Here is a 17,460-nt window from a genome sequence, read left to right on the forward strand (position 1 = left end):
TTGCAGAGGCCGAACGGGGCGTCAATCCCCCAAACGTGCTGCAGCGCAACCAATGTCGACGCGCGCCGGCACCAGAGAGCGGTGAAGTCGGATGGGAGGTTTGTATCTCGGCATCGATGTCGGAACCGGCGGCGTGCGCGCCTGCGCGATCGATCCGCAGGCCGGCATCCGCGGCTTCGCATCGGTCGCGATGCCCGCACCGCGCGTCGACGGCAACGCCATCGACCAGAACCCGGAGCTGTGGTGGCAGGCCGCGGAGGCCGCAATCCGCAAGCTCGGCGAAACAGTCGGTCTCGACGACGTCACGCGCATCGTCGTCGACGGCACATCGGGCACGTTGCTGCTGGTCGATGCAGCCGGCCGCCCTTGCTCGCCGGGGCTGATGTACAACGACGCGCGCGCCACGCATGAGGCCGCGCGCGTCGCAGCGGTCGCTCCGCGCGAGAGCGGCGCGCATGGCGCGAGCAGCGCGCTCGCCAAGCTGCTCTATCTCCAGAATGACGGCTATGTCGGCGATGCGCGCCACGCGGTGCACCAGGCGGACTGGATCGCCGGCCGGCTTGCCGACCATCATGGCATCAGCGACGAGAACAATGCACTGAAGCTCGGCTACGATCCGGTCGCGCGCGCCTGGCCGTCCTGGCTCGACCAGCTCGGCGTGCGTGACGATCTGCTTCCCGAGGTGCTGGAGCCGGGAACGCCGTTTTCCGAGCTGGATCCGCAGATCGCGCGCTCGCTCGGACTGCCCGCCACAGCTCACGTCGCGGCCGGCACCACCGATGGCGTAGCGGCCTTCATCGCGACCGGAGCCGACCAGCCGGGCGATGCCGTCACCTCGCTCGGCACCACGCTGGTGGTGAAGCAGCTTGCGACCCAGCCGATCTTCGCGGCGGACCAGGGCGTCTATTCGCACCGGCTCGGTGAGCGCTGGCTCGCCGGCGGTGCGTCGAACTCCGGCGGCGCCGCGCTGCTGATGCATTTCAGCGCAGACGAGATGGAGCGGCTGACGCCGCAGGTGATACCGGACCAGCCGACCGGGCTCGACTACTATCCGCTGCCCAAACCCGGCGAGCGCTTCCCGATCGCCGATCCGGCGTTGGCCGCGCGGATCACGCCGCGGCCTCCGGAAGATTGCCGTTTCTTCCAGGGCCTGCTCGAAGGCATCGCCGCCGTGGAAGCCCTCGCCTACCGGCAGTTGGCGCGGCTCGGCGCACCGGATCTGCGCCGCGTCATCGGGATCGGCGGCGGCGCGAGGAACGATGCGTGGACCAAGATCAGGCACCGCGTTCTCGGTGTCCCGGTCTCGGTCGCCGAGCAGACCGAAGCAAGCTACGGCGCCGCGCTGCTCGCACTGAACGGAGGTCCGCCATGAAGGCCGATGCGACTGCGATCGCCGGCCTTCACGCCATCGCCGACCGCTTCGATCACGTGCTGCTCGACCAGTGGGGCACCCTGCATGAAGGACTGGCGGTGTTCCCCGCGGCACTGGACTGCGTGGCCAAGCTGCGCGAGGCCGGCAAGCATATCCTGATCCTGTCCAATTCCGGCAAGCGCGCCGGCAGCAACCAACGGCGCCTCACAGCACTCGGCCTGCCGCCCGAGGCCTATGACGGCGTGCTGTCTTCGGGCGAAGTCACCTGGCGCGGCTTGCATGCGCGCGAGCAGCCGCCCTTTGCCGAGCTCGGCCGCACCTGCTTCCTGATCTCGCGCGACGGTGACCGCTCGATCGTCGACGGCACCGGGCTCACGGTCGCTTCGACCGTCTACGAGGCAGACTTCATCCTGCTCGGCGGGCTCGACGATGATGCGGCGGAGCCCGAGCGTTGGCGCGCGCGATTGACCGCGGCCGCCGCGCGGCACCTGCCGATGCTGTGCGCCAATCCCGACCTCGTGATGTTCGGCGCCACCGGACTGATTCCAGCGCCGGGCGCGCTCGCCGCGTTCTATCAATCGCTCGGCGGCGCCGTGCTGTTCGTCGGCAAGCCGCATCCACCGATGTTTGCCGCCGCACGCGATCAATTGGGACATCCCCCGCCGGAACGGATCCTCGTCATCGGCGACTCGCTCGACCACGATATCGCCGGCGGACGCACCGCGGGCATGCTGACCCTGCTGATCGGCTCCGGCGCGCACCGCGCATCGCTTGCGCAGACGAGCGATCTGCCGAACGCGATCAAGAGCGTCGCCGGCACAGCGGCGCGCACGCCGCACTGGACGATGGACCATCTGACCTGGTGAGAACAGCCGATGCAACCGCCTGAAACACTCAACGAACTCCGCCGCATGTCGGCGCGCGTCGGCAGGAACATCGAGCTGGTGCAAGGCGCCGGCGGCAACTCGTCGATCAAGGATGGCGACGTGCTGTGGGTGAAGGCCTCGGGCACCTGGCTGGCCGATGCCGCGGACAAGGAGATCTTCGTGCCGGTCGCGCTGTCGGCCGCGCGCGCGGCGCTGACGCAAGGCGACGAGCGCGTGCCGCTCGCGCCTGACGCCGGCACCACGCTGCGCGCCTCGATCGAGACCTCGCTGCATGCGCTGATGCCGCACCGGATCGTGCTGCATGTCCACTCCGTCAACACCATCGCATGGGCGGTGCGGACCGACGCCCGCGATGAATTCGCCCGGCGACTGGACGGGTTGGCATGGCGCTATCTCGACTATCATCACCCGGGGCTGCCGCTCGCCCGCGCGGTCGGCGAGGCCATCGCGCAGGATGCGGTCGACGTCCTGATCCTCGGCAATCACGGCCTAGTGGTCGGCGCAGACACCTGTGACGCTGCGGAGGGTTTGGTCGCCGAGATCGAGCAGCGCCTCGCGCTGGAGCAGCGTCACGCACCGGCAGCCAATCATGACGCGCTTCGAAGCATCTACGCAGGCACGAACTATCGCCTGCCGCGCGATCCGCGCGGCCACGACATTGCTACCGACCGCTACAGCCGCGCGATCGCGACCAGCGGTTCGCTCTATCCCGATCACGTCGTTTTCCTTGGCCCGGGCCTGCCGGTGCTGGAGCAGCACGAGAGCCTGAACGCCATGATCGCGCGGACCGCCGCGAACGGACTACCGCCGCCGGTTGCGCTTCTCGTCCCCGATGTCGGTAGCCTGATCCGCGTGGATGCAAGCGACGGCGCGGAAGCCATGCTGAGCTGTCTTGCACTGGTCACGTGTCGGGTGCCCCTGACTGCGCGAGTCCATTACCTGACGGCAGAGAATGAGCATGCGCTGCTGAACTGGGACGCCGAGCGCTATCGCCGGCAACTGACCGCGGATCGCTGATCAGCCAACCAATAGTCCTGCGTCAGGCCGAAGCCGCCGAGACCAGGTGCTCGACCGCGACGGCCGCCGTCGCGGCCGGCTGAGCACATTCCCGCCGGTTATCGTCTCCTGAAAACTTGCGATTGGACGCTGGTTCGACCCGCGCGCTAATCCCACCACGAAGCACAAATCAAAAGCCGCGCTGGCAGCGATCCATCGCCGAAAGCTTCGTCAGGGAGAAAACATTGTCAGCTCACGCGCACGCGGAGACCAGCGACGACGCGCCCCGTTCGCTGGAGGCCACGCTGAAGGCGATCGGTGTGCCCCTCGCCCTCGTCGTCGCCGCCGCCATCTGGTTCAGCCCGACCCCGGAGACCCTGTCCTTGCAGGGCCACAAGGCACTGGCGCTGTTCGGCGGCATTTTCGTGCTCTATCTGACCGAAGCGATACCCTTGGCGATCGCCAGCCTGATGGTCGTGCCGCTTGCGGTGCTGAGCGGAACGGCGCCGCTGCGAACCGCGCTCGACGGCTTTGCCGCCTCGCCGGTGTATCTGATCGTCGGCGCCTTCATCCTCGCGACCGCCATGGTGAAGACCCGGCTTGCCGAGCGCATCACCTACATCATCCTGGCGAAGTTCGGCAGCGCGCCGACGCGGATCACACTCGGGGTGACGCTGGTCAATATCGCGCTTGCCTTCCTCGTGCCGTCGTCGACGGCGCGTACCGCAATCCTGCTGCCGGAATGCCTCAGCATCCTGACGATCTTCGGCGCAGCCGCTCGCTCGCCATTCGCGATCAACCTGCTGCTGACGCTGACGATGACCAACGCGACGATCGGCGCCGGCGTGTTGACGGCGACGGTGCCGAACCCGGTCACGGTCGAGTTCGTCGCCAAGATGAGCGGTCACACCATCACCTATGCCGAGTGGCTGCTCTACGGATTCCCTCCGGCGCTGCTGATGACCATGTTCACCTGGTGGGTGATCCAGCGGGTGTTTCCGCCGGAGTTCACCGCCGGCCATGAGCAGGCCGATACACGGGTCTCGCAGAACCTCGCTGCGATGGGACGGATGTCGTCCGCCGAGTGGCGCGCTCTGACGGTGTTCGTGCTGGTGACGTGCCTGTGGGCGACGCAGGGGCTGACCGGGCTCGACACCACGGTGGTCTGCCTGATGGGCGCCTGCCTGCTGTTCCTGCCGCGCTTCGGCGTCATCGACTGGAACGACGCCAACAAGGGCGTCTCCTGGCAGGTGCTGCTGATCGCCGGCGGCGGCGTGTCGCTCGGCGATATCCTGCTCAAGACCGGCGCCGCCAACTGGCTGGCCAATTCGATCTTCCACGCGCTTGGCCTGGCCGGTGCATCGGCGCTGGTCGTCATCGTAGTCGTGATGTTCATCGTGCAGTTCATGCACATCATGTTCGTCGGCACGACCGCCATGGCGACCGCGCTGTTGCCGATCATCCTGGCGATGGCAGGCACCGCGGGCGTCAACCCCGTCGCACTGGCGCTGCCGGCCGGCATGATCATCGGCGGCTACCCGCTGCTGATGTTCTACAACACGCTGCCGAACATCCTCGTCTACGGCACCGGACGGCTGCGCGTCGAGGATTTCCCGCGCGTCGGCGTGATCGTCTGCGTCGTCGCCTGTCTTCTTTATGCCCTGTGCGCCGCGACCTGGTGGCATTGGCTTGGACTTGTCTGATCCCTCAAACATCGTCGTCCGGAGAACATCACATGACACTGCCCCTCGCCGGCATCCGCGTCCTCGATCTTTCGAACGTGCTTGCCGGTCCGTTCTGCGGCTATCAGCTCGCTCGCCTCGGTGCCGAGGTGATCAAGGTCGAGAATCCCAAGGGCGGCGATCTCGCGCGCCGGCTCGGCGCCGATCCGGCGATGGCGAAGCACCTGATGGGCCTGTCGTTCGTCGCTGTCAACGCCGACAAGCAGTCCGTCGCGATCGACTTCAAGGCCGACGACGGCAAGGAGATATTCCTGCGCCTGGTCGAAACCGCCGACGTCGTTTTGGAGAATTTCCGGCCGAAGGTCATGGAACGGCTGGGGCTCGGCTATGAGGTGCTGGCCAAGCGCAATCCGCGCATCATCTATTGCGCGATCTCGGGCTTTGGCCAGGACGGTCCGTGGGCCGGCCGCCCGGCCTACGATCAGATCGTTCAGGGATTGTCGGGCGTCATGAGCGTCACAGGCGATGCCGACAGCGCGCCCCTGCGCACCGGCTTCCCGATCGCCGACACTATCGCGGGTCTCACCGCATCCTTTGCGATCACGGCCGCCCTCGTCGAACAACGACAGACGGGACGCGGGCGGCAGATCGATGTCTCGCTGCTCGAATCGACCTTGGCCGCGATGGGCTGGGTGGTTTCCAACCACCTCAACGGCAATGTCGACCCGCAGCCGATCGGCAACGAGAATTTCACCGCCGCTCCCTCCGGCACGTTCGCGACGGGTTGCGGACCGCTCAACATCGCGGCCAACGAACAGAAGCAGTTCGAAGCGCTGTGCGACATCGTCGGACGGCCGGAGCTGAAGACCGATCCGCTGTTTCGCGAGCGGCAGTCACGCAAGGACTACCGCGTCGCCTTGAAGCGCGAGCTCGAGCTCGCCCTCGCCGCCAAATCCGCGGCCGAATGGGAAACGCTGTTCAACGCCAAGGGCGTTCCGGCGGGATGCGTTCTGACCGTGCCGCAGGTGCTGAACGAAGCGCAGATCGTCGGCCGCAAGTTCGTCGAGAGCCTGAAGGCCGAGGTCTCGGGTGGCCAGACCATGCGGGTCACGCGCCCCGGCTTCCGGCTCGAGACGGACTATCCGGAACCATCGCCGCCGCCCAGCCTCGGCCAGCACACCGAGAAGTGGCTCGGCCAGCTCGGTTTCACGCGCGACGAGATCCGGGCGCTCGGCGAGCGCGGCGTCGTCGCCATCGACAACCGGGAGAGCGCCAGGATACCGGACCTGAAGCTGCGCGCCGAGACTTCGAGCACCTGAGAGGACATCGAGGACAGTTGCCATGACCAATCAAGATCCCGCAGACCTGCTGCAAAAGGCCACCCAGTGGTGGTCGACCGACATCATCGACATGAAGCCCGGCGTGATCCGCTTCCGCGGCTTTCCGATCGAGCAGTTGATCGGCCGGGTGTCGTTCCCGCAAATGATCTGGCTGATGCTGAAGGGCGATCTTCCATCTCCCGAGCAAGGCGCGCTGCTGGAAGCGGCGCTCGTCTCCGCCGTCGATCATGGTCCGCAGGCGCCGTCGATCGCGATCGGCCGCATGGCCGTGACCTGTGGCCTTCCGCTCAATGGCGCGATGGCGTCGGCCATCAACGTGCTGGACGACATTCACGGCGGCGCCGGCGAACAATGCATGGAGCTGTACGCCGACATCGCGCGCCGGCAGGATGCGGGCGTCGAGCTGAAGGCGGCCATTCAGCAGGGCCTCGACGCTTTCGCGGCGACGAATGGCAAGATCGTGCCGGGGTTCGGGCACCGCTTTCATCCGGTCGATCCGCGCTCGCCCCGGCTGCTCGAGCTCGTCGACGCCGCACGCAGCAACAACATCGTGTTGGGACGCTTCGCCGAGATCGGCCGCGGCGTCGAGGCCGAGATGCAGCAGCGCAAGGGCCGCAAGATCCCGATGAACATCGACGGCGCGACCGCCGTGATCTATTCGGAGCTCGGCTTTTCGCCTGCGCTGGGCCGCGGTCTGTTCATCCTCTCGCGCTCGGTCGGCATCCTTGCGCATGCCTGGGAGCAATCGCAACAAGGCGGCCGGATCAAGGGACCGATGCCGCCGGGCATTCCCTATCGCTACACCGGCCCTGCTCCCCGGGATTTCGCGAAGTGATCCGATCGCGTTCAGCGGGACTGCCGCACGCGTTTCTGGGCTCGCTCGGTGCGGCTGACCACGATGGCCGGCATCGCGGCTGCGCCGTCCGTCATGCCGGGCAGCGTGACTTGCTCGAGGAAGTCGCGCCCCCTGGATTTGAGCAGGCTCACCACCCGCTGCGCGGCCGGCGACAGATAGCCATCCCTGCGGGTGACGAAGCCAAGCGGCCTGCGCATCGTGGTGGCGTCGATCATCAGGCGGTCGAGCTGGCTGCCCAGCCGAAGCGGATGCAGGTTCCGCGTCGACGTGAAGCTGAGCAGCGCCGTGTCGGCGATCAGCTTGGGCAGCGTCGTGATCGAATTGGTCTCGATCTGCACCGTCGGCGGCGCAAGGCCATGCGCTTCGAACACATTATCGAGCCATTGGCGCATCGCGACGGTGCGGGCCGGCAGCACCCATTTCGCGGCAACCAGGTCCTCGATCGCGAGCGGCTTGCCGCACAACGGGTGGTCCTTTGCCGCGACGACGACGACATCGTCCATGCCGAACGCCTCGTGACTGAACTCCTGCTCGTCGGATGGCAGGATCGGGCCGATCGCAAGATCGAGTGTCCGCTCGCGCAGCGCCGCCCTGACCACCCCGCTCATGCCGATCTGCACCTCGATCGCAAGGCCCGGCGCGTCGGCGATGATGGCGCGGCAGATCTGCGGCAGCAGATACTCGCCCATCGTCGCCCCACAGCCGATGCTGACGCGACCGGCCGCACCGGCAGCGAAATCGGTGACCTCGCGCAGCGACTCTTCCATGGCCTCGCGCATCCGCCGGGCCCGCGCCAGCAACACTTCGCCGACCCGCGTGAGCGTGATCCCGCGCCCGGTCCGCTCGAACAGGTCGGCACCGACGGCGTCCTCGAGGCGCTGGATGCATTTGGTCAGCGCGGGCTGGGTGCGGCCGAGCTTGTCGGCAGCCCGGCCCATATGGCCCAGGTCGGCAATCACCTCGAAATAGGTGAGGTCGCGAAGGTCCACGTCTTCCTCCCGGTTATCGGTTCTTGAACATTAGCGATTGGACCGCTGCCCGCCGTTTCTGGCACTTTTGAACCTAACACAACCGGGCCCCATCGGGGTAACCGGCCACATGCAGGGAGGATCGGCAGATGACCGAGATCGCGGCCAACGGATCGCTCGCGGAAGGCAATCCGGATGCAGGGTTGCTCGCCAGCGCGCTTGCCAAGAACACTTGGCGCCTGGTCCCGCTGCTCGGCCTCGCCTATCTCTTCAACTATCTCGATCGCACCAGCGTCGGCTTTGCTGCGTTGCAAATGAACAAGGACATCGGCCTCAGCGCCACGCAATTCGGCTGGGGCGCCGGCATCCTGTTCTTCAGCTACTGCCTGCTGGAAGTCCCCAGCAACATGATGATGTACCGGTTCGGTGCCCGGCGCTGGCTCGCCCGCATCATGATCACCTGGGGCCTTGCGGCTGCGGCGACCGCGCTGGCGACGGGACCCTACAGCTTCTACCTGATCCGCTTTCTGCTCGGGGTGTTCGAGGCCGGCTTCTTTCCGGGCGTGATCTGGTACCTCTCGATCTGGTTTCCCGAGAAGCACCGCACCGGCGTGCTGGCCCTGTTCATGGCCGCAACGCCGCTCTCCTCGCTGCTCGGCAGCCCGATCTCCGCGGCGCTGCTCGGGATGGACGGCTTCTGGGGGCTCGCAGGCTGGCAGTGGATGTTCCTGCTCGAAGGCCTGCCGGCCTGCGTGCTTGGCATTCTCTGCCTCGTCCTGCTCGCCGACACGCCCGAGCAGGCGGGGTGGCTCACCCGCGAGGAGCGGCAAGCGTTGCTCGCCGCTCTGGCTAGCGACAAGCACGACAAACCGAAGAAGGATCTGTGGGCCGCGATGCAGGATGTGCGGGTGCTGATGCTCACCGCGATCACCTTCGCCTTCACGATCGGTTCTTACGGCATCGGCATCTGGCTGCCGCTGATCCTGAAGAGCCACGGCCTCTCCAACATGCAAGTCGGCTGGCTCTCGGCGATCCCCTATTTGTTCGCGACCATCGGCATGTTGTTCTGGGCGCGTCTCGTCGACCGCAAGGGCCGGAAGATCTACAATCTCATGGCCGCGTTGATCCTCGGCGCGCTTGGCCTTGCGCTCTCCGTTGTCTTCAGCTCGCTGGTTCCGGCGCTCGCCTGCCTGACGCTGGCGCTGGTCGGCACGATTTCGGCACGCACGGTGTTCTACACGATCCCGCAGAGCTTCCTGACCGGCGCCGCGGCCGCCGGCGGCATCGCGTTCATCAACTCCGTCGGTGCATTCGGCGGCTTTGTGGGCCCTTACATGGTCGGCTTCCTGAAGGACGCGACAGGCTCGTTCAACGCCGGGATGATCGGGATGGCTGCGATCCTTGTGGTGGCGACGGCAATTGCCGGCTCGCTCAAGCTGGTCGCCGGCAAGATGTGAGTATTATGGCTGGCGAATATCGCCTAGCCGACCAGCCCGTAACACCGGCCGCGTCATCACTGCTCGGCGGAGAGGAACAGGCGATGGGCCGGATTCTCGCTCTCGTTCCAGTAGGGATAGCCGAGTGCATCGAGCGCTTGCACGAACCGGGCGCGCTCCCCGGGCTTGACCTCGATACCCGCCAAAATGCGTCCGTAGTCGGCGCCGTGATTGCGGTAGTGGAACAGCGAAACGTTCCAGTCGGGCGCCAGGCTCTCGAGGAATTTCAGCAACGCGCCGGGGCGCTCCGGAAATTCGAAGCGATAGATCACTTCGTCCCTGAGCAGCGGGGCGCGGCCGCCCACCATGTAGCGCACATGGTCCTTGGCCATCTCGTTCTCGCTCAGATCCAGGATCGGATAGCCCTCGCGCCGGAGCAGCTCCATCACTTCGCGCTTCTCGGCCTCGCCGCGGCTCAGCGCGATGCCGACGAACAGTTGCGCCGGCGCGGTGGTCTCGGCAAAGCGGTAGTTGAATTCGGTGATGGCCCGCGAGCCGAGGATCCGGATGAAGTGGCGATAGCTGCCCGGCTTCTCCGGCACCGTCACCGCGAGCAGCGCCTCGCGATGTTCGCCGACCTCGGCGCGGTCGGCAATGGTGCGCAGCCGGTCGAAATTCAGATTGGCGCCGCTGTTGACGGCGATCAGGCTGCCGTCGCTCAGCGCGCCGCGCTCGGCGTAAGCCTTCAGCCCGGCGAGCGCCAAGGCGCCGGAGGGCTCGGCCACCGATCGCACGTCGTCGAAGATGTCCTTGATCGCCGCGCACATCGCGTCGGTGTCCACGGTGACGACCTCGTCAAGCAGGTCGCGGCAGAGCCGGAACGTCTCGGCTCCGACCTTGCGCACGGCAACACCGTCGGCGAACAGCCCGACCTGGTCCAGCGCGACAATGCTGCCCTTGGCGAGCGCCGCCGCCATCGACGCCGCGTCGGCCGGCTCCACGCCGACCACCTTGATCGCGGGATTGAGGAACTTGACGAACGCGGCCACGCCGGCCGCCAGCCCGCCGCCGCCGATCGGCACGAAGATCGCCTCCATCGGATCGGGATGCTGGCGCAGGATCTCCATCCCGACGGTTCCCTGGCCGGCAATCACATCGGGATCGTCGAACGGATGCACGAAGGTCAGGCCGCGCGCAGCCTCGATCTCCCTGGCCTTGGTTTGTGCATCGTCGAACGTGTCGCCATGGAGCACAACGTCGCCGCCCAGGCGCCGCACCGCTTCGACCTTGATGGCGGGTGTCGTCCGCGGCATCACGATCGTCGCGGGAATCCCGAGCTTGCGCGCCGACAATGCCACGCCCTGCGCATGATTGCCCGCCGACGCGCAGATGACGCCCAATTTGCGCTGCGCGTCCGGCAGTCTGACGATCTTGTTGTAGGCGCCGCGCAGCTTGAACGAGAAGATCGGCTGAAAGTCTTCCCGCTTCAGCAGCACGGCGCGCGACAGGCGCTCCGAAAGCCGCGGCATCGGATCGAGCGGCGTCTCGACCGCTACGTCGTAGACGCGGGCGGTCAGGATGCTTTGGGCGTAGTCGCGGAGCGCGTTGTCGGCAGCAGTCATCTCATGTGCTTCTGTCGATGGGGAAGCGATCGATATCGATCGCGTGCATCAGGCTCGAAGCATCGCATGACGGGAGGCCGGAGTGAAGTAGAGACAGCCGGGACAAACACGCCGGTCCATCAGTAGCCTCTGACCGCTTCACGCCGTGAGCCGCGGCGAAGTCCACTCCCGGCCATGATCTCCGGGCGCTTCCCAGCCTGATTCCGTGACGATCAGAGTGTCCTCGAGCTTGATGTAGCCGCGCGCCGGATGCAGCAGCGCCGTTTCGATCGAGATGACCATCCCGCAATCGAGCAGCCGGTCGGCGTCATACGGCGCGTAAGGCACCGGGCCGGTCGCGGTGAGCCGGGGCGCCTCGTGACTGACAAGCCCGATGCCGTGTGCGGTGAAGTCGAGCACGGCGCGATGCGGCGACGTTTTCACGGCAGCCTCGCCCGCCGCGATGATGTCGCCACCCAATGCGCCCGGCCGGATCGCGCGCCGGGCCGCCTGCTGGATGTCCTCGACCTGTTGTAGCAATTCGTGGAGTTCGCTGTCCGGCTCGCCCAGTATGCCCATGCGGCTGAGGTCGCCGATATAGCCGCGATAGTTTCCGCCGGAATCGATCGAGATCACGTCGCCCTCTTCGAGACGCTGGTTCGACGGCGCGCGGTTATGGCTCTTGCCTGCGGCAATCAGGCAATATTCGAAGACGAGATCACGCTCCTGCTCTTCACGGCGCAGACGAGCCACGACGTCGTTCTTGGTCATCCCCGGCGCGCAGGTCCTCAACGTCGCCATCATCGCATCGACGACCCGTTCGGAAGCTTCCCGGATGAGGTCCAGTTCGGCGGGAGACTTTATGGCGCGGAGGCGCTCAAGCGTGAAGTGGGCCTCGCGGAACTCGACATTGTTGAACCCGGCAAACAGATGATCCCTGGCATCGGCCGGCAGGAAGCTTGCCTCGATGCCGACGCGCTTGGCTGCGCCGCCCAGCTTTCTCACATGATCGATCGCAAGCCCGATCGCATCGATCGTTCCCCAGCTACCCGTCTTGACGATCGGCGTCCATATCCGTCCGAGCTCGTGCTCGAACTTTTCCATGCGGTTGCCGATATAGGCGGAATGTTCCGGACGCCCTTTCTGATAGACGAACACCGGCAGATAGCGGCTGGTGCCGATCGCCTCCATGACGTCGAAGAAGAAGAAACGATATCCGCCGAGCAGGTACTGCACATTGTGACGCGAGGTGACGATCAGGATGTCGAGTCCGGCATCGTCCATCAGCCGATCGAGTTTTGCGGTGTCGAACGGCGCTGTCGTTGCGATCGTGTCGAGTGCATTGTCCATGGGTTGACCCTCCGTCCTGTCAAGTTGCGGTTTTCGCCGCCAGCGGCTTCGATGTGGCGCCCAAGCCGGCGCTCTCGCCGAACAGCGCCACCGGGCGTCCGTGCGGCTCGACGCCGAGGAACGTGAAAACAAGCCCGATCAGGAGCCCCGCGCCGGCAAGAAAGCAGAACGCCGGCATCACCGCGGCGGCGGTTGCGCTCGGATGCACGAGATTGTCCGCACCGGCGATCAGCGCGAGACATAGCGGGCCCACGATCTTGCCGACCCCGTTCGAGAGCTGCGCAAGGCCGACCGCGCGTCCCGACAGCTGCACCGGAAATATCTCCGCGGGATAGGGCCCGATGTTCGAGAACCCACCGTCGAAGAACAACGCGCCGATAATCAGAAAGACCAGGAATAGCGGCACCGAGCCGGCAAAGTCGTTGTGGAAATAGGCCGCCAGTGCCAGCGAGACCGCAGTGCCATAGCCCATCAACTGGCCACACGGCTTGCGGCCGATCCGGTGCGCGAGGAAGGCGAAGCCAGTCCGGCCGACAACGCCGGCGAGGCTGACATAGATGAACATCTTCGCCGCCTCCTGCGGCGCGACGCCGAGCAACAGCGCCACGATCGTCGGTCCCCACAGGAAGACGCCGTAGTTCGCCGTGCTGGCGCCGAACCAGATCAGGACCGTCAGCCAGAAGCGGCGCTGCTCGGCGAAGAGATCGGCGAAGGTCGCCGGGTTCGCCGGCGGCAGCGTGGGCAAGGCGAACCCATCGCCGCCGACCCGATAGAGCTTTCGGATGCTGGCCTGCGCCTCGCGCACGCGGCCCTTGCTGATCAGCCAGCGCGGCGATTCCGGCATGACGATCACGGTCAGAATCGCGAGGATGATCGGCAGGAAGCCGACCGCCGCCAATCCGCGCCAGCCGACCAGCGGCAGCAGGAAGCTCGCCGTGACCGACGCCGAAAGCACGCCAAAGGCGACAGGGACGACCACGAGGCTTGTCACCAGCGTCCGATGGCGGGTGGGCGCAAATTCAACGATGGCCGGGACTGCCGCCGCGGCGCCGGCGGCAAGGCCGAAGCCGACGAAGAAGCGCAGGATTGCAAGCGCAACCCAGCCGTCTTCGGGAATGAACGCGATCGCGCCCGAGGTCATGCCGCAGAGCAGAACGCCTGATATCGCCAGCGGCTTGCGCCCGAAGCGATCCGCGAGGACACCCGCGACGAACGCCCCGAGCATCGCCCCGATGCCGGCGCTCATCAGCATGATCGAGGTTTGCCCGAACGTCAGATGCCACTTCGGCGCCAGCACCGAGACCAGGAATCCGACCACAAAGAAATCGAAGAAATCGACCACGCCGGTGACGGCGAAGATGATGATCGATAGCCAGTAGCGCGTCGTCACCGGCGCTTCGTCGAACGGCACCGCATTCGCCTGCTCAGGCATGGTCTCCCCCTGTTGTTGTCAAGCCGCCTTCTTTTTTGAATTCAGGAATGCCGTCACCGCCTCCGCCACCCTCGCAGGAGCCTGAATCGACGCGACGTGGCCGACACCTGCGATGGTCCTGGTCTCGACGCGCGCGAGATCGCGGGCGAGCGCGAATGTCTCCGCATTGGGGATCAGGCGGTCGTCGCCACCGGCCAGCAGAAGCGTCGGGCGATCGAAGCCGGTCAGGTCGGCGGCGACCGGCTGCGCGAGCAACGCGCCGCGTCGCGCCTTCTGGCGGTCGTCGCGGGCCGAACCACGGAAGATGTCGATCAGTTCGGGCCGCGCGCGCAAGTAATCCGGCGGGAAAAAGAACTCCGCAATCTTCGGCGCATTGGCGATGGTGTCCGCGCGGTAGGACGCGAGTTGTCGGAAGACATCCGCATTGACGTCCAGCGGGCTTCTGTTGACCTTCCAGGTGCTGCTGAGGATCAGGCGGTCGATCCTGCCGGGATGGCGGGCCGCCAGCACTTGCGCGATCTGCCCGCCCAGCGAGGTTCCGAAGACATGGGCGCGATCGTAGCCGAGCCCGGTGATCAAGGCCGCAGCATCATCTGCCAGATCGGCCAGCGAATAGGATAACGATGGATTCGTGGTGGCGCCGGAATCGCGCTGGTCGTACGCGATCACGGTGAAACCAGCCGCCAACACCGGCACAAGGCCATCGAACATCGAATGGTCGGCCTCACCGCCGTGCAGCAGCACGATCGGCTCGCCACGTCCCATCTTCTCATATGCCGTGACGACCCCGTTGGATTCGAACGATTGCATCAGAGCCCCCGCTAGTGCAGCAGCGTTGAAAGCGCGCCGGCCAACTCCTTCGCCGGGTCCGACGGCAGCCACGGCATCCGCCACGCCACATGGCCGTCGGGACGCACCAGCACCGCGCCGCGCATGCCCAATTGGAAACCGTCCGCCGGATCGGCTGACGGCAACTGCTTCAGCGAGAGCGGCAAACGGATCTTCTCCGACACCTGCTTCCCCGCCTCCAGCCACTCGCCGCCGAGCGGCCCCGTGACGACGGTGAACTCCTTGTCGAACCAGTCGAGCGTGGATTTCTTGCGCGACGGCTCGAGCCACATATGCGGAAAGCGCGCGCCGGGACGGTCGGTCGGCGTGTAGTAACGGGAGTTCAGCGCCTTCGCGACGGTGCCATCGGGGATCACCGCGCCCTCCTCGTAATTGTGTCCGAGGTTTTGGCCGATGCTGTGCAGATGATTGTCCATGTCGTTGATCCAGAACTTGATCCGGTCCGGATCGCGCGATCGCACGGCGTCGTCGGTCAGCCCGAAGCGCAGCCGGTTGCCGTAGCTGAAATTGGCGTTGGACTGCGCGATCGGGCGGCGTTCGCTGGAATAACTGTCGAGCAGCTTTTCATTCGCGAGTCCCTTGAGGACGAAGGCGACTTTCCAGGCGAGATTATGCGCGTCCTGAACGCCGGAGTTCAGGCCGAACCCGCCGGTCGGCGGAAAGCGGTGCGCGCAGTCGCCGACCAGAAACACCCGGCCCTTCCGAAAGGTCTCCGCCACCTGCATGCTGACGCGCCAGATCGAACGGTTCAACAGCGTGACATCGAGGTCCGGAATGCCGGCATGGCCGCGCGCGATCTCAACGAATTCCTGGTCGGTCCACGGCCGCTCGCGATCGTCCTTGGTGAGGCCGATCTGCGTCACAGTCAGCCAGCGATCCCGGCCGTTGGTGTTCAGGATGGCGGCGCGCGGCAGATCGGGTGTTTCGGGGACGATGATGAAGCCGGCCGCCTCGCGCGCGATCGGCAGCCGCGACAGATCGGCGCGCCAATATTCATTCGACATCACCGCCAATGTGGACGGTCCGACCATGTCGATCCCGGCGCTGCGGCGGGTCTGGCTGCCCGCACCATCAGCGGCGATCAGATAGGTCGCCGTCCACTGCGTCACCTCACCCGTCTTCTGGCAACGTGTCGTGACGTTGACCCCGCTGTTGCTCTCCTCGAACGATTCACAAGCCGTGTTGAACAGGACCGTGGCGTGCCGGGATTTCTCGACCACCCGCAGAATCTCCTCCTCGACGGCGTCCTGGGCGACCAGACTCTTCCAGGCCGGCGTATGACCGACATTCGGTTCGGGACGGGTGCGGCCGAACTCCTGTCCCGCGATGCTGTCGAGGAACACGAACATGTCGGAGTTGTCCTGCAGGCCGCGGTTGCGGATCGCCTGCTCGATCCCCCACTGCCGGAAGATCTCCATGGTGCGGACCCAGCAGCCGCGCGACTTCGGATGATCCGTCGTCGTCGCGCTCTTCTCGACCACCACGCAGTCGATGCCGAAGCGATCGAGCAGCAACGACATCGCCAGCCCAACCGGCCCGCCGCCGGCGATGAATACGGATGTCTGGCGTGCCTCGTCGGTGGCGATGCCCATGCGCGCGTCTCCTCGGTTTGATCGTTGCGAGCAGACTGCTCTCTTTTCGATATCTCACAAGAATATGTTTGATATGGTATCCATCTCAATCTGAGATGGAGCGACCATCATGGACCTGCGGCAGATCCGCTATTTCGTTGCCGTCGCCGAGCGTGGCGGCTTTGCTGCGGCCGCGAGCACATTGAACGTCGCCCAGTCGGCGCTCAGCCGCCACGTCAAGGAGCTCGAAGTCGAATTGGGCGGCGCCCTGCTCGAACGCGGCGCGCGCGGCGTCTCGGTCACGGAATCCGGCAAGGTTTTGCTGGCACGGGGACGCTGGCTGCTTGGGACGATCGACGACATCAAGGCCGAGGTGCGAACCGAAAACCGCGAGCCCAGCGGCACGGTGCGGATCGGCGCGCCGCCGAGCCTCGGCGATATCCTCTACCCGCCGCTTGCCCAGACATTCGTGAAGCAGTTTCCGCGCGTGCGGCTCGAGTTGAGCGAGGGCCTGACCGAGAATGCATCCGAACGCCTGCTGCGCGGTGAGCTTGATCTGGGAATCGTGACGACGCCGTCGCCCAACGATCACCTCGACTATGAAATGCTGATGGCCGAACAGGTGTTCCTGATCGGGCCGCCGCGCGATCCGCTGCTCAAGCGCGGCCGGCTGACCCGCAAGGAGTTCGACGCCCTGCCGGCCGCCGTGGCCCCGCTCAGCCGCAACCCGTTCCCATCGACCATGCTGTGCGCGGTACGCGTCGACAACAGCGCCCCGATGAAGCGCATGGTGGCCGCGGGCCTCGGCTACGCCTTGCTGCCGTTCTCCGGCATTCACCAGGAAGTGGCGAGCGGAACGCTATCGGCGGCGCTGTTGCCGTGGATGCGCGCCGAGCGCGTGCTGGCGCTGCCGCGCGGGCGGCCGGTGAGCCGGGCAACGCGGGAAGCGATTGCCGTGCTGAAGACCATCTGCCGCGCGCTGATCGATCAGGGCATCATCCTCACCGCACCGGCGCGCAAGACCTGAACGCTCCCCCCAACTCCGTCCTTCCGGTCGACCAATCATCTTGACCATGGTTGTCATGACAACTATAGAGTCATTCCAAGATTGGCGATCAAG

Annotated in this window: 14 protein-coding genes; 8 read left to right on the forward strand and 6 right to left on the reverse strand. The window is 66.0% G+C overall.

Annotation, left to right across the window (positions count from 1 at the left end; genetic code table 11):
* The first annotated feature begins 91 nt into the window (after positions 1–91).
* The 6 genes from ACVMB0_RS36420 (at position 92) to ACVMB0_RS36445 (ending at position 7,112) form a co-directional block, all read left to right on the forward strand.
* Entirely contained in the window at positions 92–1,372 is a 1,281-nt protein-coding gene (locus ACVMB0_RS36420; RefSeq protein ID WP_461349289.1) for an FGGY-family carbohydrate kinase, read from the forward strand.
* A complete protein-coding gene (locus ACVMB0_RS36425; RefSeq protein ID WP_461349290.1) occupies positions 1,369–2,238 on the forward strand; it encodes a TIGR01459 family HAD-type hydrolase in 870 nt (289 codons plus the stop codon). Before ACVMB0_RS36420 ends, ACVMB0_RS36425 begins: the two co-directional genes overlap by 4 nt.
* 9 nt (positions 2,239–2,247) lie before the next feature.
* Complete coding sequence (locus tag ACVMB0_RS36430; protein WP_461349291.1) at positions 2,248–3,276, forward strand: class II aldolase/adducin family protein; 1,029 nt, start codon at positions 2,248–2,250, stop codon at positions 3,274–3,276.
* 224 nt (positions 3,277–3,500) lie between these two features.
* Positions 3,501–4,958 carry an SLC13 family permease gene (locus ACVMB0_RS36435; RefSeq protein WP_461349292.1) on the forward strand — a complete coding sequence of 486 codons (1,458 nt, stop codon included), beginning with the start codon at positions 3,501–3,503 and terminating at the stop codon, positions 4,956–4,958.
* Between the two features lie 32 nt (positions 4,959–4,990).
* Positions 4,991–6,256 (forward strand): CaiB/BaiF CoA transferase family protein, encoded by a 1,266-nt coding sequence (locus ACVMB0_RS36440; RefSeq protein WP_461349293.1) that lies wholly within the window; start codon positions 4,991–4,993, stop codon positions 6,254–6,256.
* Positions 6,257–6,278: 22 nt separating this feature from the next.
* Positions 6,279–7,112, forward strand: coding sequence for a citryl-CoA lyase (locus ACVMB0_RS36445; protein ID WP_456753053.1), 834 nt, complete (start codon positions 6,279–6,281; stop codon positions 7,110–7,112).
* Positions 7,113–7,123: 11 nt separating this feature from the next.
* On the opposite strand, the gene ACVMB0_RS36450 is transcribed toward ACVMB0_RS36445, so the two are convergent.
* Entirely contained in the window at positions 7,124–8,122 is a 999-nt protein-coding gene (locus tag ACVMB0_RS36450) for a LysR family transcriptional regulator (protein WP_461349294.1), read from the reverse strand.
* A 128-nt stretch (positions 8,123–8,250) separates the two neighbouring features.
* Between ACVMB0_RS36450 and ACVMB0_RS36455 the strand changes: the two genes are divergently transcribed.
* Positions 8,251–9,558, forward strand: a complete 1,308-nt coding sequence (locus ACVMB0_RS36455; protein WP_461349295.1) for an MFS transporter — start codon at positions 8,251–8,253, stop codon at positions 9,556–9,558.
* Between the two features lie 56 nt (positions 9,559–9,614).
* Here the strand turns inward: ACVMB0_RS36455 and ilvA are convergent, their stop codons facing one another.
* The 5 genes from ilvA to ACVMB0_RS36480 all read right to left on the reverse strand — a co-directional run bounded on the left by ilvA (position 9,615) and on the right by ACVMB0_RS36480 (position 16,361).
* Entirely contained in the window at positions 9,615–11,159 is a 1,545-nt protein-coding gene (gene ilvA, locus ACVMB0_RS36460; RefSeq protein ID WP_461349296.1) for a threonine ammonia-lyase, biosynthetic, read from the reverse strand.
* Between the two features lie 138 nt (positions 11,160–11,297).
* Positions 11,298–12,488, reverse strand: coding sequence for a M24 family metallopeptidase (locus tag ACVMB0_RS36465; protein WP_461349297.1), 1,191 nt, complete (start codon positions 12,486–12,488; stop codon positions 11,298–11,300).
* A 19-nt stretch (positions 12,489–12,507) separates the two neighbouring features.
* Positions 12,508–13,920: an MFS transporter gene (locus ACVMB0_RS36470; protein ID WP_461349298.1), complete on the reverse strand. Its 1,413-nt coding sequence runs from the start codon at positions 13,918–13,920 to the stop codon at positions 12,508–12,510.
* 18 nt (positions 13,921–13,938) lie between these two features.
* Entirely contained in the window at positions 13,939–14,664 is a 726-nt protein-coding gene (locus ACVMB0_RS36475; RefSeq protein ID WP_461349299.1) for an alpha/beta fold hydrolase, read from the reverse strand.
* Positions 14,665–14,741: 77 nt separating this feature from the next.
* Positions 14,742–16,361, reverse strand: a complete 1,620-nt coding sequence (locus ACVMB0_RS36480) for an FAD-dependent monooxygenase (RefSeq protein ID WP_461349300.1) — start codon at positions 16,359–16,361, stop codon at positions 14,742–14,744.
* A 109-nt stretch (positions 16,362–16,470) separates the two neighbouring features.
* Here ACVMB0_RS36480 and ACVMB0_RS36485 point away from each other — a divergent pair, with 109 nt between their 5' ends.
* Entirely contained in the window at positions 16,471–17,367 is an 897-nt protein-coding gene (locus ACVMB0_RS36485) for a LysR family transcriptional regulator (protein WP_461349301.1), read from the forward strand.
* Positions 17,368–17,460: the final 93 nt, after the last annotated feature.

The sequence above is a fragment of the Bradyrhizobium sp. USDA 4451 genome (assembly GCF_054822585.1).

What these genes read in the sequence shown, in the direction of transcription:
- ilvA (WP_461349296.1), bottom strand. Translation starts at nt 11,159, where the DNA reads ATGACTGCTGCCGACAACGCGCTCCGCGACTACGCCCAAAGCATCCTG.
- ACVMB0_RS36440 (WP_461349293.1), top strand. Translation starts at nt 4,991, where the DNA reads ATGACACTGCCCCTCGCCGGCATCCGCGTCCTCGATCTTTCGAACGTG.
- ACVMB0_RS36425 (WP_461349290.1), top strand. Translation starts at nt 1,369, where the DNA reads ATGAAGGCCGATGCGACTGCGATCGCCGGCCTTCACGCCATCGCCGAC.
- ACVMB0_RS36420 (WP_461349289.1), top strand. Translation starts at nt 92, where the DNA reads ATGGGAGGTTTGTATCTCGGCATCGATGTCGGAACCGGCGGCGTGCGC.
- ACVMB0_RS36430 (WP_461349291.1), top strand. Translation starts at nt 2,248, where the DNA reads ATGCAACCGCCTGAAACACTCAACGAACTCCGCCGCATGTCGGCGCGC.
- ACVMB0_RS36445 (WP_456753053.1), top strand. Translation starts at nt 6,279, where the DNA reads ATGACCAATCAAGATCCCGCAGACCTGCTGCAAAAGGCCACCCAGTGG.
- ACVMB0_RS36455 (WP_461349295.1), top strand. Translation starts at nt 8,251, where the DNA reads ATGACCGAGATCGCGGCCAACGGATCGCTCGCGGAAGGCAATCCGGAT.
- ACVMB0_RS36470 (WP_461349298.1), bottom strand. Translation starts at nt 13,920, where the DNA reads ATGCCTGAGCAGGCGAATGCGGTGCCGTTCGACGAAGCGCCGGTGACG.
- ACVMB0_RS36480 (WP_461349300.1), bottom strand. Translation starts at nt 16,361, where the DNA reads ATGGGCATCGCCACCGACGAGGCACGCCAGACATCCGTATTCATCGCC.
- ACVMB0_RS36465 (WP_461349297.1), bottom strand. Translation starts at nt 12,488, where the DNA reads ATGGACAATGCACTCGACACGATCGCAACGACAGCGCCGTTCGACACC.
- ACVMB0_RS36485 (WP_461349301.1), top strand. Translation starts at nt 16,471, where the DNA reads ATGGACCTGCGGCAGATCCGCTATTTCGTTGCCGTCGCCGAGCGTGGC.